The sequence below is a fragment of the Flagellimonas profundi genome, from assembly GCF_017313275.1.
Taxonomy (GTDB): Bacteria; Bacteroidota; Bacteroidia; order Flavobacteriales; family Flavobacteriaceae; genus Flagellimonas; species Flagellimonas profundi.
In genome coordinates, this window is the sequence record NZ_JAFLNM010000001.1 from 197,048 (window position 1) to 220,084 (window position 23,037).

At 42.6% G+C, this 23,037-nt stretch carries 26 protein-coding genes, 2 tRNA genes and 1 riboswitch; of the genes, 12 read left to right on the forward strand and 16 right to left on the reverse strand.

The window, feature by feature from the left end; genetic code table 11:
• Nucleotides 1-103: 103 nt before the first annotated feature.
• From J0654_RS00930 to J0654_RS18410, 5 genes are all read left to right on the forward strand, one after another.
• Nucleotides 104-187: transfer RNA gene (locus J0654_RS00930), tRNA-Ser, on the forward strand.
• A 17-nt stretch (nt 188-204) separates the two neighbouring features.
• A tRNA-Pro gene (locus J0654_RS00935) sits at nt 205-279 on the forward strand.
• Between the two features lie 222 nt (nt 280-501).
• Nucleotides 502-1,812 carry a site-specific integrase gene (locus J0654_RS00940; protein ID WP_207025831.1) on the forward strand — a complete coding sequence of 437 codons (1,311 nt, stop codon included), beginning with the start codon at nt 502-504 and terminating at the stop codon, nt 1,810-1,812.
• Between the two features lie 158 nt (nt 1,813-1,970).
• Entirely contained in the window at nt 1,971-2,216 is a 246-nt protein-coding gene (locus J0654_RS00945; protein WP_207025832.1) for a helix-turn-helix domain-containing protein, read from the forward strand.
• Nucleotides 2,217-2,241: 25 nt separating this feature from the next.
• On the forward strand, nt 2,242-2,559 hold the full coding sequence (locus J0654_RS18410; RefSeq protein WP_417948819.1) for a HipA N-terminal domain-containing protein: 318 nt from the start codon (nt 2,242-2,244) through the stop codon (nt 2,557-2,559).
• Here the strand turns inward: J0654_RS18410 and J0654_RS00955 are convergent.
• From J0654_RS00955 to J0654_RS01005, 11 genes are all read right to left on the reverse strand, one after another.
• A complete protein-coding gene (locus tag J0654_RS00955; RefSeq protein ID WP_207025835.1) occupies nt 2,442-3,251 on the reverse strand; it encodes a DUF4138 domain-containing protein in 810 nt (269 codons plus the stop codon). The genes J0654_RS18410 and J0654_RS00955 overlap by 118 nt on opposite strands.
• 2 nt (nt 3,252-3,253) lie before the next feature.
• Complete coding sequence (gene traM / locus J0654_RS00960; protein WP_207025836.1) at nt 3,254-4,171, reverse strand: conjugative transposon protein TraM; 918 nt, start codon at nt 4,169-4,171, stop codon at nt 3,254-3,256.
• The gene (locus tag J0654_RS00965) at nt 4,152-4,778 is read right to left on the reverse strand and encodes a conjugal transfer protein TraK (RefSeq protein WP_207025838.1); all 627 of its coding nucleotides are present in this window, start codon (nt 4,776-4,778) and stop codon (nt 4,152-4,154) included. The genes traM and J0654_RS00965 overlap by 20 nt, the downstream gene beginning before the upstream one ends.
• Before the next feature lie 12 nt (nt 4,779-4,790).
• Nucleotides 4,791-5,630, reverse strand: a complete 840-nt coding sequence (locus tag J0654_RS00970; RefSeq protein ID WP_207025840.1) for a hypothetical protein — start codon at nt 5,628-5,630, stop codon at nt 4,791-4,793.
• Nucleotides 5,630-6,178: a conjugal transfer protein gene (locus J0654_RS00975; RefSeq protein ID WP_207027868.1), complete on the reverse strand. Its 549-nt coding sequence runs from the start codon at nt 6,176-6,178 to the stop codon at nt 5,630-5,632. Before J0654_RS00975 ends, J0654_RS00970 begins: the two co-directional genes overlap by 1 nt.
• A 53-nt stretch (nt 6,179-6,231) precedes the next feature.
• Nucleotides 6,232-8,643, reverse strand: coding sequence for a TraG family conjugative transposon ATPase (locus tag J0654_RS00980; protein ID WP_207025841.1), 2,412 nt, complete (start codon nt 8,641-8,643; stop codon nt 6,232-6,234).
• The gene (locus J0654_RS00985; protein ID WP_207025842.1) at nt 8,636-8,914 is read right to left on the reverse strand and encodes a hypothetical protein; all 279 of its coding nucleotides are present in this window, start codon (nt 8,912-8,914) and stop codon (nt 8,636-8,638) included. The genes J0654_RS00980 and J0654_RS00985 overlap by 8 nt, the downstream gene beginning before the upstream one ends.
• Before the next feature lies 1 nt (nt 8,915).
• On the reverse strand, nt 8,916-9,203 hold the full coding sequence (locus tag J0654_RS00990) for a hypothetical protein (protein ID WP_207025843.1): 288 nt from the start codon (nt 9,201-9,203) through the stop codon (nt 8,916-8,918).
• 283 nt (nt 9,204-9,486) lie between these two features.
• On the reverse strand, nt 9,487-9,657 hold the full coding sequence (locus J0654_RS00995) for a hypothetical protein (RefSeq protein ID WP_207025844.1): 171 nt from the start codon (nt 9,655-9,657) through the stop codon (nt 9,487-9,489).
• 65 nt (nt 9,658-9,722) lie between these two features.
• Nucleotides 9,723-11,024 carry a type II toxin-antitoxin system HipA family toxin gene (locus J0654_RS01000; RefSeq protein WP_207025845.1) on the reverse strand — a complete coding sequence of 434 codons (1,302 nt, stop codon included), beginning with the start codon at nt 11,022-11,024 and terminating at the stop codon, nt 9,723-9,725.
• A complete protein-coding gene (locus tag J0654_RS01005) occupies nt 11,018-11,368 on the reverse strand; it encodes a helix-turn-helix domain-containing protein (RefSeq protein ID WP_207025846.1) in 351 nt (116 codons plus the stop codon). Before J0654_RS01005 ends, J0654_RS01000 begins: the two co-directional genes overlap by 7 nt.
• A gap of 809 nt (nt 11,369-12,177) precedes the next feature.
• On the opposite strand from J0654_RS01005, the gene J0654_RS01010 reads away from it, so the two are divergent.
• From J0654_RS01010 to J0654_RS01040, 7 genes are all read left to right on the forward strand, one after another.
• On the forward strand, nt 12,178-12,525 hold the full coding sequence (locus tag J0654_RS01010; protein WP_207025848.1) for a single-stranded DNA-binding protein: 348 nt from the start codon (nt 12,178-12,180) through the stop codon (nt 12,523-12,525).
• A 66-nt stretch (nt 12,526-12,591) separates the two neighbouring features.
• Entirely contained in the window at nt 12,592-13,041 is a 450-nt protein-coding gene (locus tag J0654_RS01015; RefSeq protein WP_207025850.1) for a JAB domain-containing protein, read from the forward strand.
• A 422-nt stretch (nt 13,042-13,463) separates the two neighbouring features.
• Complete coding sequence (locus J0654_RS01020) at nt 13,464-14,051, forward strand: PP2C family serine/threonine-protein phosphatase (RefSeq protein ID WP_207025852.1); 588 nt, start codon at nt 13,464-13,466, stop codon at nt 14,049-14,051.
• A gap of 1 nt (nt 14,052) precedes the next feature.
• Nucleotides 14,053-15,072 (forward strand): MobB family relaxase, encoded by a 1,020-nt coding sequence (mobB, locus tag J0654_RS01025; protein ID WP_207025854.1) that lies wholly within the window; start codon nt 14,053-14,055, stop codon nt 15,070-15,072.
• An 8-nt stretch (nt 15,073-15,080) separates the two neighbouring features.
• Nucleotides 15,081-16,670 (forward strand): type IV secretory system conjugative DNA transfer family protein, encoded by a 1,590-nt coding sequence (locus J0654_RS01030; RefSeq protein ID WP_417948390.1) that lies wholly within the window; start codon nt 15,081-15,083, stop codon nt 16,668-16,670.
• Between the two features lie 60 nt (nt 16,671-16,730).
• Nucleotides 16,731-16,839, forward strand: a riboswitch (TPP riboswitch).
• A gap of 58 nt (nt 16,840-16,897) precedes the next feature.
• Nucleotides 16,898-17,491 (forward strand): nicotinamide riboside transporter PnuC, encoded by a 594-nt coding sequence (pnuC, locus tag J0654_RS01035; protein WP_207025855.1) that lies wholly within the window; start codon nt 16,898-16,900, stop codon nt 17,489-17,491.
• Entirely contained in the window at nt 17,466-18,503 is a 1,038-nt protein-coding gene (locus J0654_RS01040) for an acyl-CoA dehydrogenase family protein (RefSeq protein ID WP_207025856.1), read from the forward strand. Before pnuC ends, J0654_RS01040 begins: the two co-directional genes overlap by 26 nt.
• 55 nt (nt 18,504-18,558) lie before the next feature.
• On the opposite strand, the gene J0654_RS01045 is transcribed toward J0654_RS01040, so the two are convergent.
• The 5 genes from J0654_RS01045 to J0654_RS01065 form a co-directional block, all read right to left on the reverse strand.
• On the reverse strand, nt 18,559-19,632 hold the full coding sequence (locus J0654_RS01045; protein WP_207025857.1) for a nuclease-related domain-containing protein: 1,074 nt from the start codon (nt 19,630-19,632) through the stop codon (nt 18,559-18,561).
• 132 nt (nt 19,633-19,764) lie between these two features.
• Nucleotides 19,765-20,103, reverse strand: coding sequence for a TraB/GumN family protein (locus J0654_RS18340; RefSeq protein WP_313783524.1), 339 nt, complete (start codon nt 20,101-20,103; stop codon nt 19,765-19,767).
• A gap of 32 nt (nt 20,104-20,135) precedes the next feature.
• Complete coding sequence (locus J0654_RS18345; RefSeq protein ID WP_207025859.1) at nt 20,136-20,618, reverse strand: TraB/GumN family protein; 483 nt, start codon at nt 20,616-20,618, stop codon at nt 20,136-20,138.
• A gap of 184 nt (nt 20,619-20,802) precedes the next feature.
• Nucleotides 20,803-22,116: a hypothetical protein gene (locus J0654_RS01060; RefSeq protein ID WP_207025861.1), complete on the reverse strand. Its 1,314-nt coding sequence runs from the start codon at nt 22,114-22,116 to the stop codon at nt 20,803-20,805.
• A gap of 227 nt (nt 22,117-22,343) precedes the next feature.
• Nucleotides 22,344-22,955, reverse strand: coding sequence for a DUF4145 domain-containing protein (locus J0654_RS01065; protein WP_207025862.1), 612 nt, complete (start codon nt 22,953-22,955; stop codon nt 22,344-22,346).
• Nucleotides 22,956-23,037 lie beyond the last annotated feature (82 nt).

Sequence of the window (23,037 nt, forward strand, 5' to 3'; positions counted from 1 at the left end):
ATAAAAGTTCCGATAAAAAAATGAAAAAATAGTTGCGATCTTACATCTGAAAAGGTACATTTGCATCCGCATTTTTAGAGTGCACGTTCTTAAGAATTCAATAGGAGAGGTGCCGGAGTGGTAACGGAGCAGATTGCTAATCTGTCAGCGCGTAAGTGCTGCCCGGGTTCGAGTCCCGGTCTCTCCGCTTTTTCCAACATACTTCGGGGTGTAGCGTAGCCCGGTTATCGCGCCTGCTTTGGGAGCAGGAGGTCGCAGGTTCGAATCCTGCCACCCCGACATTTATGGTTTTTTTGTTAAAATTGAAAACCATAATTTATTGAAAGCCAGAGAATTAATTTTCTTTGGCTTTTTTTATTGCCATATAAAGGCAATATATGGGGGTGTCCTATAGGGTGTCCTATTATTTTTCGGGAGGATTTCTTAACTTATATGCCCTGATTTGATCTTTCGTGTGATTTGACTTTCGCTAACGGATTGTTCCACTTAAAGCGAAAACACATGAAAAACTCACATGCATTCAACATCGGTTTCTGGCTGAAGAAAACGGCCAGAAAACCTGACGGTCAAGTTCCCATCTATGCGCGTATCAGATTTGAAAAACAACGCTCCGATCTGAGCGTCCACCGAACCGTTTTGGAGGACCATTGGTGCCACTCTTCAGGCAAGGTTCACCGCGGCTTCAAAGGGGCTGCAAGCATCAATATGTATCTTGATGATATCCAGGCCAAGCTCCTGGATTGCCACAGACAGTTGATGGCGGAAGGCGCACCCATATCGGCCAGGGCGATCAAGGACCGGTTCTTGGGCAATGACAAGCCCGTTCAGACCCTAAAGGACATATTTGATTTCCATCGAAAGCATGAGATCCCCAAACTTGCCAAAGGGACCATCAAGAACTATTCGGGCACAGAGACCTATTTGCTCAGGTTCGTCAAGCAAAGGTACCGAACATCCGATGCACCACTGTCCTTGGTCGATTATGCTTTTTTAATCGAGTTCGAGACCTATCTGCGCAATTGTGAGACCATAGTGAAGAACATTCCCCTGAGCAACAATGGTATCATGAAACATATGGAGCGGTTCAAAAAAATGGTCACTCTGGCCCATAAGTTCGGCTGTATTTCAAGAAATCCCTTTACCCTTTATAAAATGAAGTTCGAGTCCTATGACAGTGATTTTTTGGAAGAGGAGGAGATACAACGATTAAGGAATTTGGTGCTCAAGAATTCCAGTTTGGACATGGTGCGCGATATCTTTATTTTTTCCTGTTACACAGGGTTGAGCTATATCGAGGTAAAACTGCTCAAAACCGGTGATATTGTCAAGGGATTGGATGGGGATCAATGGATCAATGTCAGGCGGAAAAAGACCAATACCCCTGTAAAGGTACCGCTTCTGTACGATGCCAAATGTATCCTGGAAAAATATGAGTATTTCCCGGACTATAAGAAGGACGGCTCCTTATTGCCCGTATTTTCCAATCAAAAGGTGAATAAATACTTGAAAGAGGTGGTTAAACGAGCCAAAATAAATAAGAAGGTTACTTTTCATGTCGCCAGACATACGTTTGCGACCACCATCACCTTGATGAACGATGTCCCCATAGAGACTGTGTCAAAACTCCTTGGTCACACCAAACTATCGACTACCCAAAAATATGCAAGGGTGGTGGAAAAGAAAATCAGCAAGGACATGTCGAAACTAAAAGAAGCTTTAAAGGGTCCAAAAGACGGTGGTCAAACGTTGGAATCCGAATCAGCTGTTGCAACGAATCATAAAAGGAAGGGACATTTAAGGGTAGTTAAGTAGGATTTGGAAGCAATGGGCATGGAGGTTTTAAAAAAATAAGAAATAGTAGATTATTTCATTTAATTCCACATTATAATGTGGAAATTGATATATTTTTTTGATGAAACATTCAATGTAACCCTAAAACCGCAGTATAGTGTGGATATAAGTGTATTAATATGAATGCAAAACAACGTATAGGCCATATTATACAAGAGCTTCGCACTCAAAGGCGGATAACCCAGGAACATCCTGCGGAAATTGCCCAGGTGGGTATAAATACCCTGTATAAGATTGAGAAGGGGGATGCCAATCCAACCTTGTCCTCCTTGGAAAAAATTGCGGATGTTTTTGGATTGGAAATAACACTTAAGGTTAAGGAAATTCCGGAAATAGGAAATGAGATAGTCAAAAATCCATTATAAAGGGCAATGGACAGGTATTCTTGCCCTGGACAATCATGGTCATTATACGTTTCGTTATACGGAGGACTGGCTCAGGGATGGCAACAAACCTCCCATTAGCCTTACGCTTGCCAAATCAACGGAAGCATACAGGTCGGATCATTTCTTTCCCTTTTTTTACAATATATTACTGGAGGCGGCCAATAAACAACTGGTCTGTAAAATCACGAGAATAGATGCTGAGGGTTATTTCGGAACCAATAGGGACATGGTACGACTACCACTTTTTTCCCATAACTGGATCTTCAAGTCCTCCTTGGGACCCAAGACAAACTTTGGGACCACGCAGACAAGTCTTTGGTGATTTCCTGTTTGAACGATATCCGGTTTTTTATAGAAGTAGGCAATATCCAATGGTATTTCTTGGGAGGTTGCCCTTCTTTTTTTACTGCCATTGATTACTGAAATAGCCAAATGTCCAAGTTCGAAATCAATACCTGATTTGTTTTTGATATTCAAAACCAGATACACTTCATCACCATGATAGGTAAGGGATTCCAAGCGGAGCCGAAGTCCTCTTTTTCGTTCGGTCACCAGATTTTTGGTGTTGTGTTCCAATAGGTGGGAACAGTGGTCCTTGTATGTTTTCTGTTGCTTTGTAAGGGAATCCGTGACTTTTGAATCAAGGTTTTTATTGTTTTGATTTGGCCGAAGGGTCCCTATGCTTTCCCGTGTTGTGATAAAGTGGTTGTACTTCGGAAGTGTCTTCGCATATACCAAATGAAAGGAGTAGACTATACCATCGGTAGTGATCACCAATAAATTACTGGGTTTTCCAGGAACAGCTTGCAACAAACCAAGGTATTCCTCCTGTTCCCTGTTATAGGTGAATACAAAACCTGGATGACCGGACACTGCTTTTTGAATGGGATTGGGGAAAAACAGGCCCACGTTCTGGTGTTCATTGGCATAAATGGTGTCCAAGGCTCTTTGGCCATGCGAGTTTGTCCATATTGTTGAGATGATGATAAGTGTGAAGAGATACTTTAAATACATGATCAGGGTTTTAAAAGGAATTGATAGTTATTGGGAATTTCAACCTTAATGGCACGGTTGTCCTTCCTAAAGATGTTCTTGATGCCACTCAATTGGGGAACTCCTGGGATATTTACCTCCCTTATGGTCTCATCCAGGCCTTGGTTCACAATGGCCCCCTTTAGATGGTTTTCCACATAAATGCCTTCCTTGCCATCTTGAAGATCATATGCCTTGAGTGCAATGGGATGATTCCCTAGTCGGGAAACCTCGACTAATACCCGGTTGGGACGGATCTTGGCAAAGCCATACAGGCGTGTATATTTGGGTAAATGAAATCCATTGATGGTGAGGGCGGAAGTGAGCATCAACTCCAAGCGTTGTCCCTCTCTTATTTGTTGACGGCCACTGACCCGTACTACAGGAAATTCATTGGAAAATTTGCTGTTGGCTCTGGGTTTCGAGGCAAAGAAAAGTTGGTGTTCCAACCCGAGTACTTTGGAATCGATGCTTTTGGTTAATGTACTGGAATCGGAAACTATTGGGATGTTGATTTCTGGTTTAGGTGTAGCTGGGGCTAAGGATTGTTTTGAGGATAGTGACCGACTATGCTTTTTTTGTTCTTCTATATAAAGGCTATCGATGATACGCTGTTTTTCATATTCCATATAATCAGGGTTGAAGTAGCCCTTGTCGTCCACCATATGCTCTGGATACATCGGAGGTGCCGTGGACTCACGTTCCTCTTTGATGGCCTCCAGAGCCTCCAATTTGGACCTGTATTCCATAGGGGGTTCCTCAAGGTCTGGCAGTGGGATTTGGTCCGTGTTCAATTCGGGCTCTTTCTCCTTTCCAAAGGTGAGCAGGGCATACGCGGTGATGAACAATACGACGCAGGCCAAGACCAGTACAAATACGATTTTATTTTTCTGTAGCTTCATTTTCTTCTAGTTTATGGAGTGAGTTTTCATAAAAATCAGTGATCAACAATCCATGGGGATTATGGGGGAAATGACGCTCCACGGATATCAATTTGCCCGAAGTAACCAGTTCATAGGTATCCGTAATACCGCCCCTATTGATGCTGAACACAGTTCGGGTCTCAAAAGAGTAGGGTTCCATTGTGATATCAATCTTGGAGTGGATACGCTCCACTTGTTGGACCAAGGAGTATTGCATCAACCTGTTGTATAGACCATCGGCCTTCTTTTGTCTGTACAGTGCGTCCACCGAGGCATTACCCAACCATAGGGCCTTTTCCATATGTCGCTCATAATTCGCTGCATCCACACCGTAGAACAGTCGATGGAACTCTTCCAAATGGGACAGGGCCTCTACTTCTAGGTTCTCCCGTTGGTCGATGAGTTTCAAGGGTATGACATCGCCCATATCATTGACCATAAAAGCATTGTTGAGACTGTTTTGGTGCATTCGGGCCACCATGGTCATGGAGATGATGCAGACCAATCCTGAAACGAGGACTACCGAAAGGACGATCCAACGGTTCAATCGCAGTTGCTGATATATGTTTTTAAAGGGTGTTTTCATTTTCTTATGGATTTAACCGGTGAACAATCGCAGGGTAAAGCTGGTTGCCTTTCGATAGAGTTTGAACTTGAGCAGTACGATGAACCCGATGGACCCGAATTCTATGACCGGGGCGAAGAACTCACTGCCCCAATCCGTCCCGAACAGGCTACCCCAAAAGTTGGTATTGATTTCCGTATAGAGGTTATTGACAAAGACATTGACCAGAAAAAAAGCTGGGACCAGCATATAGACCCCTGCGTACAGTTTGAAATAGGTATAGGCCAGATTTCTGAACTTTTCAAAGACTGACAAGCTGATGACCAAGGGGAAAAAGGCCTGTAAGATGCCCAACAGGAAATACCGTTCGGCCAGGAACAGTGGATAGATGAAAATATCCAGCAACCATAAGATGGTTCCGATGATAAAGGCCAGCATTTTGAGCCCGTATAATGGTGTGACCAAGGCTTCATATAGCATGGCCATGGCTTTTTTGGCGGCTTCCAAAGCACCCACATCCCGTTCCAGATCCACATCCTGTAGCTGTAAGGGGAGGAGTGCCGGAGCCGTGTCCCGATACTGGGCTTCAATGGCCACAAGAATACCATCGAACACCCCCAATATCTCTGTGGAGAAAATGACCAAGAGCACGATCACAAAGTTCTTGGCCAGTTCCGTAGGGGTAAGCCCCCAGGTATGGCCATCGGTCGATGCAATGCCCTCATTGTATTTTTTCAGGATATTTACCAAGAAAAACAGGATGGCCAAGGTCTTCATGCCCACAATGGTGTACTGTGAAAAGTCACTTTCCTTGATGGTCTGAAAGACCGCGTCCACATATTCCAATCCTATGCCTAAAAAGTATCCGGCCATCAGTATTGTTGTTCTCGATTATTGATAATATCCTGCATCTTCCGAAAGGAGATGATCTCCCGATAGCGACGGGTCTTGACTTCCAGTTCCGCCACCATTTCTTGGGATTGTATTTTCTTTTCAATCAATATGGCCGTTCGTTCCGCATCCGTCATTTTCAAAAAATCATTGGAGAGGATCTGGTTGACAAAATCCAGATCGTCGATGGCCGTGTCCATGATGTCCTCAAACGAGTCGGATATCTGTGCCACTTCATCGGCCTTGATATAAGGGGAGTTCAAAATGTCCCTGAGGTCGTTTTGGACCGTTTGGAACAAGATTTCATTGTTCTTGGCCAGTTCCTTGACAGCTTTCAGTTGTTTAATGGTGTTATTGACCTTGACAATGTTCTCCTTTTGTTCTTTTAGGAACTCCACGGTCTTCAGAAGTTCCGAGGTTTGTTTGGCCGACTCCAACAAGGACTTGGTCATACTGATGAAGTTCGTATTGTCATATACCGGCATCCCTTGGCAGGCAGCGCCTACAGGCAATAAAAATACCATGGCCATGGCTAGGCCGAAAGTAAAGGAGGTTCCTCTTCTGTTTTGTTTCTTCTCTTTACTCATGTTGTCAAGTTTTTTTGATGTATATATTCTGTGATGGCTTGCTCCATATCATGGGTCTTTTCAAAGAGCTGCATAATGTGTTCGTTTTCACTGCCATCGGTCAGATAGGCCGCATAGACCTCAGGGGGCACCTCCAACCGGAACACATTGCTTTCCTTTCCGATTTTGATAAAGACTTCCGTGTATTTTCGGTCCCCGGTCAAATGGTTTCGGATGGATTTGAGCTGGTTCAGGTCATGGCTGGATAGGCTCAACCTTTTTTTTAAGGTCTCATACCCCTTCTCGTTCTTAAGGCAATAAATGACCTGTGTATTTTCCAGGATACTGGCCGAGGTGGAGTTCTCCGGTAATTGGTTGATGGATTGGAGGATGATACCGATGGCCCCGTTTTGTTTTCGTATCGCCTGGTAATAGAATTCCACGCTTTCCAGCACATTGGGAAACTTCAATTGTTTGGCAAACTCATCAAAAAGGATGATGCCCCGCTCAGAGCGATTTTGCCAAATGGTTCGTTGAATGGCCGATTTGATCAGTTTGAGCATCACCGAAAGGATTTCCTTGTTGTCCTTTACCTCGTCCAGCTCAAATACGATCAATTGTTTATCTTCCAAGGTGTAGCTCTGATCTTCTTCTGTATCGAACAAAAAGCTGTAAAGACCATCTTCCACATATTCCGAGAGGATGTGCAAAAAAGTATAAATATTGAAATCGGCTTCCTTGAGCTGTAGTTCTTGGATAAGCGTTTCTTTCCGTCGGTCGACAAAACGGTACAGGGAGCCCAAGGAATGTTCCGACCGGATGTGTCTGTAATAATGGAGCAACACTTTCTTGATGGCCACTTCCTTGGATTTGTTCACTTTTTCCTCTGCCAAGAGTTCGAGCAGGAAATGGGCAAGATCCTCCAAACGCTCAGGACTCAAGTCTTCCGGGTTCGATAGGTAGAATGGATTGATGCCGAGGTTTTTTCCTTGCGCATAGCGAAGAATGATATGGCGGTCAGGATAAAGGTGGGCGAACTTGGCGTAGGAACCGCCCAGGTCAATGATCACCAAGCGAACGCCCGCTTCAAAGTATTGTCTTAGGATGTTATTGGCCAGAAAGGACTTTCCTTCCCCGGTCGGGGCGAAAATGGCAAAGTTCCTGGCCTTGATCCGCTTTTTTTCGGCGTCCCAAACATCTTTGTGTATGGGGATATTGTACTGGCGATCATTAAAGATAATCCCCGTACCGTCCGATTTGTAATTGGTATTGTTGATGTAAAGACAAAGGGCGTGTTTGAGATCCGAGACATAGAGGTCTTCATTGCTGAAGTTGGAGGCATGACAAGGATGGGAGTTTAAAAAGTAGTGTTTGCGTTCTTCCCCTCTGGGATGATAAGGGACCATGTCCAATTCCTTGAACTCTGTCTTGATCTTGGAGGCGATTTGTTTTAAATGATGTCGTTCTTGATGCCAGAAGATGATATTGAGATGGCCGCGGATAATGCGTGAGCTATCATCTTGATTGATTTGGTCCACAATGTGTCGGATCTTTTTAAGGACCACTTTGTTTTGGGTGCCGAAATTGGAGCTTTTGGAGAGCTCTTCGATCTTTTTGTCCAAGACCTTGCGCCATTTATGTTTGTCATCCAGATACAATATATGGTTCACGATATGGTTTTCCTTGAGATCCAATCCCAAACCGTCCAAAAAGCCTTGGTGGAAGATAAAGTCATCCGAGGTGAACCTGCTATTGGAGATACTGCTGTGCACAGATTCCCCAAAACACAGTTCACTGTTGAAGGCCATGGCGTCAAAATAATGGTCGCCGATCTCTATGGTTTTGTTGTTCAATACGATGTCAGTATCAAAATCCAGGTTGAACCCGTTGAAATAATTATGGGTATGGACCAAAACACCTTTTGGATCCATAGGAAGCAGGTTGATGTGCTTTGCGTTGTTGATATAGGAAACAGTGTCATTTATCGTAGTGATGAACTCTGCCACCTGCAGGTCCAACTTTCTATGGTATCCCTTTGCGGTACTACGAAAGGGGTTCACATATTTGGAGGCATTGAGGACGTTGTCCAATGGAAGCACAAAGAAAAGGTACCCATCGTGTTTTAGATACTCCCTGCCTTTGAAATGGTCGTGAGTGGCCCTTTCCAAAAAAGTGTTGTTCTTGAGCTGTTTGGCCGAGTAGCCTTGTTTTTGATATATATCCTGTTTATGGATGATTGTCCCCGTGGGCAAGGACTTGAAAGCCTGGAACCAGATACTGTGCATTTCCTCAAAATCCCTTTCGGAAAGGGAATACACTTCGGGAAAGTCCACTGCATAGTTAAGGACTACATTGCCATTACTTGCAAAGACGATATGGTTTTGGATATCGAGGATAGGGTGGTTTGTGTTCAGGTTGATTTTAGACATGGCTCAAGGAGCTTAAGCGTTTATTGCTGATTGTGCTGGGAAAGGTGTTCTTGACCTTAATTGGCATGGGTTTTTTGACCCACCGGCCCAATGCCCCATAGAGTAGGGCATTGAACAACAGTAGGCCCACGATGACACCAAAATGAAAGGAAAAGATGATGATCAATAGGGAACCGATGACCGATACCATTTGTAGGGCAAACATGGATATGGGAAGCCCCATGATCATGGCCTGTTTACGAATGTTTCGGTAAGTGCGATAGGTTTTCATGCTAGACCACGATGCCAATGAGATAAGTGAAAATACCCACCACCGCCCCGGCAATAAGTACAAAGACCAATACCCGGGTGATGCCTTTTTTCAGGTCTGAGTTCTCTCCGAAAAAATGACCGGCATTGAACAGAAAGCCTACCAAAAAGATGACACCCAGGATAATGGGGAAAATGGCCCGGATGGTATCGGAGATATCATTGACCGAATCCTCGATTCCCCCGATCTGGGCCATAATAGCACTTGAGGTGAACAGTAACAATAAGGTGATCAGAAGAGATTTTCGCATATCGTAAACGTTTATGGGTTGGACGATTATTGATAGGTGAAAAGTACTTTATTATTCATTTATATAATTGATAATCAGAAGATTGTGAATATTATTTTAGTTGGTTTGATTTAGTACTGAATGCCTTGATTTGGTACCATGGGATATGAGGAAAAGAGAGGAGCTGTTGATAACCAAAATTTTGTAAGGTGGAATAGGGGGGGTAAAACGTCAAGTCGGCAATAAGGAAGGTTGATTTCTAAGGTGTTTTACTGTCGGAAAGTGGAAGGAGATATGGGGTTTGTTATTCACCTCCTTTGATGCGTTGGTAATTATCTATCAATGCTCCGGTAACCATCTTGGCCTTTGCATCACTTATTCCATCAAAATTGATCGTATGTGTGGAAACAAAATTCTTTAACAGTATATCGACATCGGATTCATCCAGATAACCATTATCTCTCAAATTGCCCAATATAGCGGGGTATCTATTTGATTTGAATCCATCTTCCAGCATCTCAAACGTACCAATAATTGATGTTATAATGTATTTAGGTTGTTTTGTATTCTATGCCATAGTTCCTTGCCCACATCGGCCTTTTTTGCATATTTCGCCCAGGATTTGACTATAGCGTTGATTTCCTTGATGATTTTTCTACCTTTTTTAATATTGTTGTCTTGGGCAATGGTCATCAAATCATCGGCAGTGATCCCAAGTCTTTTTCCATTTACACTCAAGGTTTGTTTGTTTACCCAGTGGTTGGTGGGATCAAAGGCAAAGCATAGGTCAAAGGCAGGGGCCAATTGCCATTTTTCATTCTTTTTCAAGAGAAATGAAAAGTTCTTGGTATGATCGTCATAATTGGTGGCCAATACATTGAAGACCATCCTCCTGAACATTTCTTCGGCTTCCGGATAGGTAAGTCTTAGGGATCTCATGGTCTGAAATACTTGCTCATAGCTATAGCCGAACATATCGTTGAAGTCATAATGTTGTATACCGCATAGGGAAAGTACATGGTGTTTTATATTGCCTTCGCGGTCAAAGCGTTTGGTCATAAAGTGGGCCCGACCGTTTTCTTCCAACAGCTGACTTTCACTGATGGCTATCCCACAGTCCTTGGCCATGAGGTAGTAGGCATACTCGACTCGGCCCCAGCCATGGCTGTCACCGAACTGTTCGCCGCTGACCCCGTCCAGTTTAATGAGCCAATGCTCAAAGCCTTTGGGCACATTGGCCTGTCCCGAGCGCACCTCCGCAGTCTTTGGATTGTAGGCGATAACGGCCTTTGGACGAGCTCCCCCTGCAGAGGTCCCGATTTTTAGTATTTCCATCATGGCCTTTTCATCATCCTTCTTCAAGTTGGTCAAAAAAGACTCCCTTTGGTTGAGCATTTTTTTGGCGACTTCTACCAAACTGTCCATTTCCAGGGAAAAACTTTTGGTGCCACTTCTGATTTGTGCCGGTTCAAATTCCAAGGCCCCCATGCCGCGTTTGCCAATAAAGCATAGTTTTTCCACAGGGTTCATGCTGTTTTCGGGTCTTCCTTGTTGGGCCAACCAAATATTGATAAGCTTGTTCCCGTATTTGTCGGGAAGGGCATCGGACAATAGGCCGGGCAAGCCCTTGAAGGTGTCCTCGGTTTGATTTCTCCCTTTTCTAAGTTCCGGGAAGCTGTAAATCCTTGGACCTTGGGAAATGGGCATTTTTAAGGGAGAAAGGTCCCAGTTGTTTTCCAGAAATTTCGGGCTGTATTCAAATAGGCCCAGTTGTCTACTTTTATCCCATCGGATGGCTCCTGCCAACTCCCCCCAGATCAGTACTTCTGCTACGTCTACCATTCCAAATCCTTTTCGTCCCCTTCTTGGGTGCTTTTGTTCCTGACTCTATGCTTTTGCTGCTTTTTAAGCTTGGCATATTCCAAAGGACTTATTTCATCAGAGTATTCAAAATTGTCCAGCACGGCCAAACGGTCCAGTGCACGTAAGATTTGGAGCAGACTGGTCAATGAAATAGATTCCCCGTTCTCGATCTGGCTGATGGTCCAACGGTTCAGGCCTGCAGATTCGGACAGTTGTAGCTGTGTTTTGTTCTGTTGTTGGCGTTCATATTTCACGTAGTTGCCAATCTGTTGTACGATAGCCGCATCCGACATCTGAACCCAATTAATGTTGGTATTTCCCATCACTAAGTGTTTTTTGTTATGTTAACGTTGGTATTTCCCAACAAATATATGAATAAAACATGATATTAAACAGAATAATGTTGGTTTTTACCAACATTAAGAGCGTTTTTTAAGTTTAGTGATGGTAAAAGCCAACAAAATATAGGTTGTATGGTTCATTTTTACTTGATACAGTCGGTTAGATCAACCAAAATAATACGAATCAAGGGGATTCTTTCCCCACTCAGCTATTTTAAAAATGAATATGTCTAAAAAGGATGATTTTCTGGAATGCCGTTTTGATTTATACCATGTTGACGAACACCTAGTGGTACTAATGGTATAGGGTGGAGTGTATACCTTAAATGTACCCCATAAAGATCTTTTAATATGTTAGGATAGGCGTGTTCAGTTACTTTTCCCAAGATTGAAATTTTAAGGGGTCGGTAATAAAAGAAGCCTTGGTTGTTTTTCGGTATATCGAAAAACAGGCAGTGCCCAAGGATTTCCAATCAGGACACCACTTTCTTTTCTCGCTTAACTTTCCGTACGCTCACTTGCAAGTGGGTCGGATGGAATTCCTAAGGCCCTTGAGGAACCTGTCAAGGCCAAGGCAGGTTTTGTCCGTAAATAGGGTTTCCATTTCCGTGAAAACCAAAAAAGGTTTTGTACGTCATGGACCCTCCCGATTTCCTTTCAAAAGCCTTGACAGAACCCCCTTCTTTTATTGTGCTGTGCACGAAGAAAGCCAAACAAACGCCCCTTAAAATTTGGGAAACAAAGACCAAATGAAAAGGGGGGAATTTTTAACCTTTTAAAGCTTTTTTATCATGAGTACATTAAGAAACAAAGTGCAACTTATCGGAAATGTGGGACAGGATCCCGTAATCACCAACTTGGAGAGTGGAAAACGTGTGGCCCGTCTGACCCTGGCCACCAACGAACATTACAAGAACAACCAAGGGGAGCGGGTGACCAACACTGAATGGCATACCCTGATTGGATGGGGCAAGCTGGCCGACATCATCGAAGGTTTTGTGACCAAGGGCAAGGAGATTGCCATTGAAGGGAAATTGACCTCAAGGTCCTATGAGGACAAGGAGGGGAACAAACGTTATGTGACCGAAGTGGTGTTGAGCGAAATCCTTTTGCTGGGAGGAACCACCAATGAAGATTAGAAGTAATGGGGTGCCCAGGGAACAGACCTGGGCATCCCTTCCTTTTTCAATCTTAACAGGAAAACAATGGAACATACAGTCAACGAGATACAGATCAGTTACCGGGAGAAGCTCAGTACCCTGAAATCACTGTCGATTACCAATTCCAAGGAAGTAGGGGCCCTGTTGTTCAACAACTGGGATGGCGATACCATAGGATTGCACGAGACCTTCAAGATCCTTTTGCTCAATCGCTCCAATAAGGTCAAGGGCATCTATCCATTGTCCCATGGTGGGATCACGGGAACCTTGGTGGACATGCGCATTCTTTTTGCCATTATCCTCAAAACGCTTTCCGTGGGCATTATCTTGGCACATAACCACCCATCTGGGCAATTGAAGGCCAGCGAGCAGGACAGACAATTGACCAAAAAAATCCAACAGGCGGCACTGCTTTTTGATGTTAACGTTTTGGACCATATCATCCTGGCACCCGATGGACGCTATTACAGTTTTGCGGACAATGGGCTGATGTGAACCTTGATCAGTGGATGGCAATTTGGCCCCTTTGGTGGGGTCAAAAGGCAACAAAACGACCCAATCATTATGATTGGGTTTTTCTATGCGCAACGGCTTAATATTCATATATTTAAGCTGTTGTTATGCAACGATCAAAATGTACGGCGATTCGATTTGACTTTCCTAAAGTCCGTACCATTCGATTTGACTTTTAGATACAATGCAACAGTTTTTTAGAACATGTTGTGCGATACTTTTTGGCCCTGCGGGACAGAAAGGAGAAGCAAGAGGATAGCGTGCTGGCGCAGCGCTACCGATCATCATTGCGTTGCAAAGCCCTGTTTATAGGGGTTTGGGAAATATAGAGAAATAGGGCCTTGGGCATTTTTAGCGTAAAACTGCGCTGGGGCCAATAAAACCAAGGAATTTTTAAGCTAAAAATGGATAAGGGATACGAAAAGGAAGCGTTTCGCACCGTTAGCATTAAGAAATCGGTGCTCCAAAAGTTCAAGGGCTTTTCCAAGCGACAGGGGAAGTCCCATTCCATGACCTTGTTGGCCATGGTGGAGTTCTTTGACCATAATGGCATATCCCCAGATGAACGAATGAACGAGACCATCGCCGGCCTTAAATATTTGATCAAAAAAAGGTTCAATGCCATGGTGGCCATTATGCGAAGCATCGAAAAGGAACAGACCCTGCCCACCGTCAGTATGATCCAAGCCCTTTTTCAGCAGGAACTGGAACCCGAGGAAGAGGACGGATGGGAAGGGGACTTCGATTTCTTTGAGCAACAATTGACCGAAAAGCAAACACCCTCCAATCCCGAACTGTTGGATACGGAGATCCAGGTTCCCAAAATCGTGCACGAACACCTTAAGGAGGAAATGGAGGGATTGAAACGGGACTTTAAGCATGTCCTGGACCACGTTGTTCCAGTGAAGAACCGATTGGGGAAGGATTACCTCAAGTTGGACCTGGACCCTGAGCTCATTGAGCGCTACCAACAAAAAATCAAAAACCTGTAATATGTATATCGCCATTACCCGTCAACAGCTCGAAAACACCTATAAGGGGAGTGCCCGGGATTTTGTGAACTATCTGGAAAAGGAGAACGAAGGGAAATCCCTGGAAGACCAAGAGCTGTTTTTCAATCAGACAGAAAACAATATTGCGGCCGATAGGGTCATTGCCGAGATCGATGCCAATACCGCCAAGCTCTCCAAAAAGGACCCGAAGTTCTATTCCATCATGGTCAGTCCCTCCCAATCGGAACTAAGACATATCGGCGATGATCCAGAAAAACTCAAACAGTACACCAGGGAACTCATGAAGACCTATGCAGCTTCCTTTTACCGTGATAAGGAAATAACGGTCAAGAATGTATTGTACTTTGCGAAACTGGAACGGGAACGGACGTATTCCGAAAAGGATAAAGCGGTCAGGGAAAACCAGGCCCATGCCACAAAGATATTGGAACTACAGCATCAACTCAGGGCCATTAGGGAAGGGAGGGAGCAAGGGGATATGGGTAAGCTCCAGGATAAGATCCAGGCTCTGGAAGCTGAGGCCCCTCATAAACAAAACGGTAAGCGCATTGTTCCTGGAATGCCCAAGGAGGGCAATCAAAGCCATATCCATATCATCGTCAGCCGAAAGGATGTGACCAACTCCCATAGCCTGTCCCCGGGCTCCAAATTCCGTACTTCGGAAACCATGCTGAATGGCGAGAAAGTCAAACAGGGCTTTGACCGGGACAAGTTCTACCGTGCTGCGGAAAAGGCCTTTGACAAGCAATTTGGATATCGCAGGAACTTTGTGGAGACCTACCATGCCCGAAATCTTCTGGATAAGGACCCCAAACGATTCTTTGCCGCCCTTTTGGGACTGCCCGCCAATGAAAAGCAGGCCGCCAAACAATTGTTGTTCAAGGCAGGGGTCAAGGTGCCGAGCATACCGACCAACAAGGCACAGTTGGTCTATAAAGCCATGATGAAGCTGAAGAAGGGCATCGGAAAGGCCATGGAATCCGGGTCAATCGGAATTTAAAACATGGTATGATGGAACAGTTGGGTTGGACCGGGATCGTTATTTGTTGGTTCCTCTGGGGCGGGATATCGGCGGTGGCCGTTCGGTATCTCAAACATGGCTTTATCATAGGAGCTGTGTTCATATTGGTACTGGCCATGGCCACAGCTTGGTTGCGACATTGGGGTGGTTTTTTGGAAGGGGCCCTGTCCCTTTGGCTCCCATTGTTTTTTGTACATACCGTGATCTTTGGTCTGGTGGATCATCATAAGGATTCCAATGAACCCTCCAAGGTCTTTGAAGTGAAACTGAAGGTACGGGGAAGGAGGCTGGTCCTCGGCAATATCCGAAGAGGGATTTCCGTAATGGCTTCTGCTGGCAGCGGAAAGACCGAAAGTGTCATCTATGGATTGTTGCACCATTTCCGAAAGGAACGGTTTTCCGGGATCATCCACGATTACAAGGATTTTGAGATCACGGAAATGGCGTACCCGCTTTGGAAGGAGAAAAAGGTGTCTTTTCGAATCGTTTCCTTTGGCCCCATCTATCACCGGGTCAATCCCATTGCGCCCAAATACTTGCCCGATGAGGAAAGTGTGCACGAAGTGTCTCGGGTTCTTTTGGAGAATTTGATGGAACACCGGGACGCGGATGAGAACAGCACCTCCCGTTTTTTTAAGGATGCCGCAGAGGGCCTGGTCAGTGGATTGATATGGCGATTGAAAACGGACTATCCCCAATATTGTACACTGCCCCATTTGATGGCACTTTACCAACAATTGGCCACCAAGAGCCTGATCAAGTTTTTGCGGGGGAACGTGACCTCCCGTGCCATGGCCGATGCCTTTATCAGTGGAATGGGGTCGGACCGTCAGACGGCCGGGGTGCTCAGTACCTTGGCCAACGGTTTTAAAAAGATCAGTACCCGGAAGATATTCATGGTCCTTTCCAAGGATGAGATTCCCTTGGACATCAATCATGAAAACAACCCATCTGTCATTGCCCTGGTGAACAATCCCCAAAAGGATGCCTCTTTGTCTCCCGTGATTGCAACGATCATCCATACGATTTCCAAACAGATGAGTAGGCGGAACCGCAAACCTTCCTTTATGTTGTTGGAAGAGGCTTCCACCTTGCGATTGTTGAACATGCACCGCATACCTGCAACCTTGCGGAGCTATGATATTGTAAGTGTATACGTGCTTCAGGACAAGATCCAGAACGATATGATGTATGGGGAGAAGGCGAGTAAGGCGATACTTTCCAATCTATCCTATCAGTTTTTTGGAAAGGTGAACGACCCCGATACGGCCCGATACTACGAGCGTTTTTTTGAGCTGGTCAAGATTCCGATGCGGAGTGTGAGCAAGAGTTCGGGACTGAACCTGGAGCGAAGGATCACGGAAGGGGAGAAGGAGGTGTCCAAACGAAGGGCAGAGGTGTTCTTTCGATTGCGCCAGGGGGAGTTTGTGGTCTTTGCGGATGGGAAAGATAGGAAGGTGCGGTTTCCGAAGCCTGATATTCCCAAAGGGTTACCGGAGCCGATAGCAGTTTCAGAAGAGGATTTGGAACAGCATTATTTAAAGGTGCATCGAGAGGTCAGCTCAATTTTTAAATAAACGAACCCATGTGGAATTTATCCTTCCATCGCTTTTTAATTGTAACTATTCCCTACCTTTGAACATCACATGGGGTGTCCTATTATAGGGCTGAGATCATACCCGGAAGTGAATCACTTCGCACCTGATCCAGGTAATACTGGCGTAGGGATTAAGGCAAGGCCATTTTGGCCTATTTTCCTTTTGGGGTCCCCTGTGTATTTTATCAAAAAAAGGAGACCCAATACATGGAATTATTTTCTCAAATTGTCCTATTACAGTGGCTCGGAACCGCCTTTGGGGTGGTCCAGGTACTAATGGCACGTCAGAACAATGTCCACAATTACTTGTTCGGCATCGTGGCCATTTTGATCAGTATCTATGTGCTCTATCAATCCCAGTTGTATGCTGATATCCTATTGAATCTGTACTATCTGGTCATGAGCATTTATGGCTGGTTTTATTGGAAGATGGGTAAACAACAGCAAGAGGCCCCGATTTCCTATTCCAGTTATAAAGACCAAGGTATTGCCGTTGGGATTGTTTTGAGTTGTTTTATCCTGATGGCCTATTGGTTGGGACAACATACGGATTCCGATGTGCCTTATTGGGACGCCGTGGTCGTGGCCTTTGCCTGGGCCGGTATGTGGTTGATGGCCAAACGTAAGATCGAGAACTGGATCTATCTGAACATCAGCAACCTGATTTCGGTTCCCTTGTTGATCTATAAGGAACTGTACATCTATGCAGGATTGACCACATTCTTGTTCGTTGTGGCCGTTTCAGGGTATATCAAATGGAAAAGAATCATCGATAATGAAAGGGATAAAGCATATGCATGAGATTGGTGAACTTTGCTTTGGAAAAGAGGTCCTGCCCAAGGAGGTGTTGCAATGGATTGCCCAGGAAAATCTTTGGAATCTATGGGTGCCTAAATCCCATGGTGGATTGGAAATGTCCCTCGCCGATGGATTGGATACCTTACGATCTTTGGCCCAATTGGATGGTAGCTTGGGCTGGACGGTGACCCTTTGCAGTGGAGCTAATTTCTTTATCGGGAATCTACCTAAGGAGGCGGGCCATGAATTGTTCAACGGAAATAACAGACCTGTTTTTGGTGGAAGCGGAGGGGTGTTTGGTACTGCGGACAAGGTGGGTAATGGTTACGTAATAAACGGTACATGGAAGTATGCCACGGGAGCTCCTTATCTGACCCATTTTACCTTGAATGCGAAAATCCGGGAAGATGGTGCTGATGTACTAATGGATGACGGAACCCCTCTGGTACGTTCTTTTCTTTTGAAAAGAGAACAAGTGGATATTATTCAGGATTGGAATACCATGGGGCTAAAGGCAACGGCTACCCATTCCTTTGAGGTCAACTCCCAATGGGTGGATGGGAACTATAGTTTTGTATATGATACATTTTACCTGTCCCAGCCAATTTTTAAAGTTCCATTCAGTGTGTTTGCCGATTTGACCCTGTGGGTCAACTATATCGGCATGGCCGAACATTTTTTGGAAGAAGCCAAGAAAAGCACAAAAACCAATATATCCCTTGATCGATTATTGGCCTGTATCACCAGGGCAAAGTATTATGTGTCGGATTATTCGAAAAAAATAGAAACACTATTGGCCAAAGGGCACCAAATCCCCGATGGTTTAATCCGAGGGATACACCAAGAGGCCGCAGGCTCAGTACAATCGATCTCTGAGACCATTATTGGAGCATACTCGACTTTGGGTATCCGGGCCAGTACCGAGGGAGTCCCCTTGAACCAAATCTTCAAGGACTACTTTACAGCTACCCAGCATCATATCTTTAGTCCATCGGGCAGAAGAAACCAGTTGTAATCAGTGGGTTTCTGAATATGAGGTTTCCATTGGGCAGAGCATATTAAGATGGATTTCATTTATTCCAAGAAATCAAAAGGTCGGCAATATTACAAACCTCTTTGGAATTGAACAGCGGTTCGAAATATTCAATATAATCATTGAGTTCATTCAGTTTTTTTACCGCAACATGTTTGAATTTGGCCTTGGGCTTGTGATTGACCATGGCTACAATATTGCGGATGGGCAATCTTTGGTCGCCCCAATGATGTTCCTGTAAGGTCCCATATGCATTGGATGACATTGAATTTAGCAAAACAAAGAGGGCATAATTGGTCCGATGGATTTGTTTGACAGGAGATCTTAAATCATATCGGTCGATGGAGTCCCTGCTCCAATTCTTTGTTTCTATGATAAAGACACCGGCTTTTGTGACCAGTAGGTGATCAATTTGGATACTGTAAATGCGTGTATTCTCTTTTTTGTAATAAATGGGTCTTTCCAGGTTTAATGAGAAATCATTGATAAGTACACAATCGTCTGAAAGATTTTCCAGTTCCTTGGCCACCAAATTTTCCCCGATGGCTCCCGCTATCAAGGGATAAAGACCATCACATACGTTTTTGATATGTTCTAATTCTTTGAAACTCGCAGCAAACCGTTCTGAAATGATTTTCTGCCTGTTGATCGAGAATGAATTTACTTTTTTCAAGGCCCTGTCCAATTGGAGCTTGTTATTTTTGGTCTGTTGGCGAATGAGGTAGTTGGCACTTTTTTCTAAACAGAATCGCACTCCTTTGTAAAATTGCAGTTGATACCAGTTTAACAGTTCGATAACGGCATTTTTAGCAGGTCTGGAAAGAATGGAGCATCTATCGTCCAACCTACTTATTCTGTGATTGAGTTGGTTCTCTACATTATTTTTTAAGACGGAATGTTCAATTCCAAGTTGGGTGGCCTTTGATTGGAGAGCCTCAAGTTCCAGGTCATAGTTACGTTCCGTCGTGAAGAATAATTCCTCTTTTTGGTTGTCGTAACTCTGAAGAAAACAGTTAATGTCCCCCGTGGAATTGAATCTTGATATACCTTCTTTGTCCAAGGTGTGTCGGATTCGTTTTAAGGACTCTATTTGACCGTGTATGCGTGTCATGGTTAGTAGTTATACTAACGTGTTTTATAGCTGTAAAGTATAGAATAATCAATTCAATAGACTACAGGAATTCAATCAGTTATTCTTAATCTTGATTCTGATTAAATTATAGTCATTGTCGGCGGTAGTTTTTTATTTCACTTTCATAGGTGCTATCGTATATCCTATATTTTCTAATTGGTTTATCAGTCCACACTCGTACATTAAATGACTTAATCCGACCGCTATAAAGCAGTTGTTTGTTTTCAAAAGTTCGCTTATTTTTTTCATCCATTCATTATTTCTGTCAGTTAGCACAAATGAGTTTCCACAAGGTTTGCTCAATTGATAATCAATTTCCATTCTGTTGTACCAATCGGTTTCTGCACAATCATCGCTGTTTTTGGTTCTTATTTTATGGATGATATTGGTCAATCGCCTTTTGTGCAATTTTCTTGGCATTCCTTCCACATCTTTGTTAATTAGCTCGATTTGTTCCTCCGTGGTTTCAAGTCCAACGAGTTTTAAATTGCCATTTTGTGCTTTAGACGCATATAATCATCTAAAGAAAGAAATGTATCTGTGTCCTCCTTTGATAGGCAAATTTGTTGTTTAAAGTGTCTGGTTAAGAAAACATACATTTCTGTTGGGGTCATTTTATTATAATCGGTTGGACTATTAGCAAACAAAGTGTTTACAAAATTTAAATCTTCCTTATTCAAATATTTGTTCCATTGAATTCCATTCGGTCGACTGTTTATGATATCTTCCGCTGAATGTCCGGGAATATTTAGGTTTTCTTTTATAAGGATTTGACAGGAACTCAATGCTTGGTTTGCGATTACCAATGAGTCGAAAAAGGTTTGTCCAAAAGCGTGATGTGTACCAAATAAATAGGAAACTCTATCTGAATTTGTATCCGTAATTTTAAAAAGAACGGTTTCGTTAAAAAATGGCTTATTACTATTTTGACCTAAAACTAATGTTGAAGATATTGCTAATAGCATCAAAGTTATTATTTTTCTTAAGCTCACTTTTTTGTTTAAATTACCGCCAACGGTAACGTATAAGAATAGTAGCGGGTTTTATGCACTTACTTTTCGGTTTGTTACTGTCGTTTGATTTATAAAATTCATTTTCGTTTAAGCGATTAAACCGCTATTATTTTTATACAATGTTGTACGCTGGCTTTTAGAACGTTTTAATATTTCCATTCTCTAACCAGTCAGGTACTTCATAATCTTTTGCTTTTGGATGTTGTTGAAAAATAAATCTCAATGCTCTGATTGAACCATAAGCGTCACTTACAAGTTTTTTCTGTAGCTCTGTAAATTTATCATCATATTCGTTTTCACTTATTTTATGAGCTGGATTTTGTCTTTCTCTCCTTACTTTTTTAAGTGGCTTAAATATGTCTTTTAGCTCACTTTCCTTTTCTGTTTTAAAAATACCCAAGAGCCATTCTTCCAAAAGTCTTATAGTTCCTTTTGGTTTTCTTTCCACCAATCCATCTTCGATTTCTACTATGTCAAATAGCTCTATTTTATCTTTAAAAAAATCCTTGTTTATGTTTTCTGATAGCATTTTATCAAGTAAATGAACAAAATCATTGTAGTTTTTTAACGTAGGTGTAAAAAAGAATGTGAACTCTCTTGGTCTTTTTTCATCATTAAAGTTCTTCCTGAATAATGATTTTGAGAAGATGGTTTCTGATATTTCATTTAAGCAATTTAACTCTCCAATTAAACCACTAAATATTGAATAGGATGACGTCCAATTTCCTTGAATTGTATTTTGATGATATTCCTCAAGCATTTTACAATCTTCCCTCTTTTCACGGCTTTTCCAATAAATTTGATGTTCAGGTGTTAAGTCACTTAAATATCTCAAATATGCTACTGCAACTCTTTTTCCATTTTTATCAAATCCCAAACCAAAAGTTTTTAGGAAAACTTCATCTTCCTTCCTAACATAGGGTTTTTCATTTTCATCATATTTACAAGAAATTCTACCAGAGTAATCTTTGAATTCAAAGTCAAAACGTGGGTCGTTAGCATATCTTTCTAAAACTTCTATTTCGAAGAAAATAGGTTTTAAATGTGGTTGAGCAATAGCTAATTCTTTAGTGTAAACGGCATTTCCAAACTCCGTTAAATCCCTTTTTAATTTTATAAGGTTTTCGGTTGGATATAAACAAATAGGAAATTCCGTGCTTTCTGAAGCAAAAGATATTTCTCCAATTTTCGTAACCGTAACTTTCCAAGATTTAGCATCTTCAAGAATTTTTAATTGAATGTCAATTGGGTAAAGCCGTGAGTAAATTATGTGAGGATTTGTACTGGATTGTATTGTTATTATATCATCAGATACAAGAGTTTTTATAATGTCAATAGAATTTTCATATTCAATTTTTAACTCTTCACTTACTTGTCTTAAAGGCATTCCATTGAAATCACTTGAATTCACAAAGAAGTCATATACTTTATTTTCAATTTGTTTTTTCAAATGATGTTGGTTTTTTCAGCTTGCGTACAACGGTTGATTTATGAACAGTACGGGAGCAAACTCGTGTTTGCTTTCCGCCAGGCACCTAGCGAAATCTTTTTGTTTTGTTTTTTCTTTTTTACTGTCAAAGCGAAATCCAATAGATTTCGCGACATTATAAATATACGTAGACCTTGCCGTTTAAAACCTAGGCCCGTATTGTTTATAGGTTTTGTTGGTAAACGTTTTTATTCTTTTCCCTCTTCCTCAATATCGGGTATTCGAGAAGGAAATTCATAAAGAAAAACTAACATCATTTCGGTAAATGAAATCAAATCCTTAGAATCATTTTCGGTCATGAGATCTATTTCATGAGTTGCCTCATTGCCTTTTTTTCTAATGTGATCTACCCATTTTTTGCCATTTGGCGGAATGAATCCATTTTCGGATAAGTATTTGACATACTTAATGAACTGGAGATTTGGTTTTGCACCTTGCTCTACTGCAATATTCATTAGCATTTTTCTACACAATAATACCGACGCAGTAAAGCAATTTTCCTTATGGCATTTTCGAGATTCCTCATATAAATCATTTAATAATTTAGGTACATTTTCAACATTCCGTCCAAAGGGATGACCAGGATGCCAATTACTGTTCAAATCATTAAAATTTGGTCCATTACAATTTGGACAGATATAAATCCCTCCTCTTTGGGCTCCGGTCCCATTACTGTTCTCGCCAATTCGATAACCTCTGTCAGAAGCTACTTTATCTCCACAATACCCACATTTAAATGATTTGTTTGTAATTTTTTGAAATTGGTGCCACTGATGTTGAGATATATTGAAAAATGCCATTTTTTGTTTTTAATGTTTGCCAACTAGATTATATGCTTAACTTTTTTCAGCATAGTTATATTGAATTGGATGGCTATGCCCA

Excerpts from the sequence above, each read along its gene's own strand:
- J0654_RS00940 (WP_207025831.1), top strand. The coding sequence starts at position 502 with ATGAAAAACTCACATGCATTCAACATCGGTTTCTGGCTGAAGAAAACG.
- J0654_RS00945 (WP_207025832.1), top strand. The coding sequence starts at position 1,971 with ATGAATGCAAAACAACGTATAGGCCATATTATACAAGAGCTTCGCACT.
- J0654_RS00955 (WP_207025835.1), bottom strand. The coding sequence starts at position 3,251 with ATGTATTTAAAGTATCTCTTCACACTTATCATCATCTCAACAATATGG.
- traM (WP_207025836.1), bottom strand. The coding sequence starts at position 4,171 with ATGAAGCTACAGAAAAATAAAATCGTATTTGTACTGGTCTTGGCCTGC.
- J0654_RS00965 (WP_207025838.1), bottom strand. The coding sequence starts at position 4,778 with ATGAAAACACCCTTTAAAAACATATATCAGCAACTGCGATTGAACCGT.
- J0654_RS00970 (WP_207025840.1), bottom strand. The coding sequence starts at position 5,630 with ATGGCCGGATACTTTTTAGGCATAGGATTGGAATATGTGGACGCGGTC.
- J0654_RS00975 (WP_207027868.1), bottom strand. The coding sequence starts at position 6,178 with ATGGCCATGGTATTTTTATTGCCTGTAGGCGCTGCCTGCCAAGGGATG.
- J0654_RS00980 (WP_207025841.1), bottom strand. The coding sequence starts at position 8,643 with ATGTCTAAAATCAACCTGAACACAAACCACCCTATCCTCGATATCCAA.
- J0654_RS00985 (WP_207025842.1), bottom strand. The coding sequence starts at position 8,914 with ATGAAAACCTATCGCACTTACCGAAACATTCGTAAACAGGCCATGATC.
- J0654_RS00990 (WP_207025843.1), bottom strand. The coding sequence starts at position 9,203 with ATGCGAAAATCTCTTCTGATCACCTTATTGTTACTGTTCACCTCAAGT.
- J0654_RS01000 (WP_207025845.1), bottom strand. The coding sequence starts at position 11,024 with ATGGTAGACGTAGCAGAAGTACTGATCTGGGGGGAGTTGGCAGGAGCC.
- J0654_RS01005 (WP_207025846.1), bottom strand. The coding sequence starts at position 11,368 with ATGGGAAATACCAACATTAATTGGGTTCAGATGTCGGATGCGGCTATC.
- J0654_RS01010 (WP_207025848.1), top strand. The coding sequence starts at position 12,178 with ATGAGTACATTAAGAAACAAAGTGCAACTTATCGGAAATGTGGGACAG.
- J0654_RS01015 (WP_207025850.1), top strand. The coding sequence starts at position 12,592 with ATGGAACATACAGTCAACGAGATACAGATCAGTTACCGGGAGAAGCTC.
- J0654_RS01020 (WP_207025852.1), top strand. The coding sequence starts at position 13,464 with ATGGATAAGGGATACGAAAAGGAAGCGTTTCGCACCGTTAGCATTAAG.
- mobB (WP_207025854.1), top strand. The coding sequence starts at position 14,053 with ATGTATATCGCCATTACCCGTCAACAGCTCGAAAACACCTATAAGGGG.
- J0654_RS01030 (WP_417948390.1), top strand. The coding sequence starts at position 15,081 with ATGATGGAACAGTTGGGTTGGACCGGGATCGTTATTTGTTGGTTCCTC.
- pnuC (WP_207025855.1), top strand. The coding sequence starts at position 16,898 with ATGGAATTATTTTCTCAAATTGTCCTATTACAGTGGCTCGGAACCGCC.
- J0654_RS01040 (WP_207025856.1), top strand. The coding sequence starts at position 17,466 with ATGAAAGGGATAAAGCATATGCATGAGATTGGTGAACTTTGCTTTGGA.
- J0654_RS01045 (WP_207025857.1), bottom strand. The coding sequence starts at position 19,632 with ATGACACGCATACACGGTCAAATAGAGTCCTTAAAACGAATCCGACAC.
- J0654_RS18345 (WP_207025859.1), bottom strand. The coding sequence starts at position 20,618 with ATGCTATTAGCAATATCTTCAACATTAGTTTTAGGTCAAAATAGTAAT.
- J0654_RS01065 (WP_207025862.1), bottom strand. The coding sequence starts at position 22,955 with ATGGCATTTTTCAATATATCTCAACATCAGTGGCACCAATTTCAAAAA.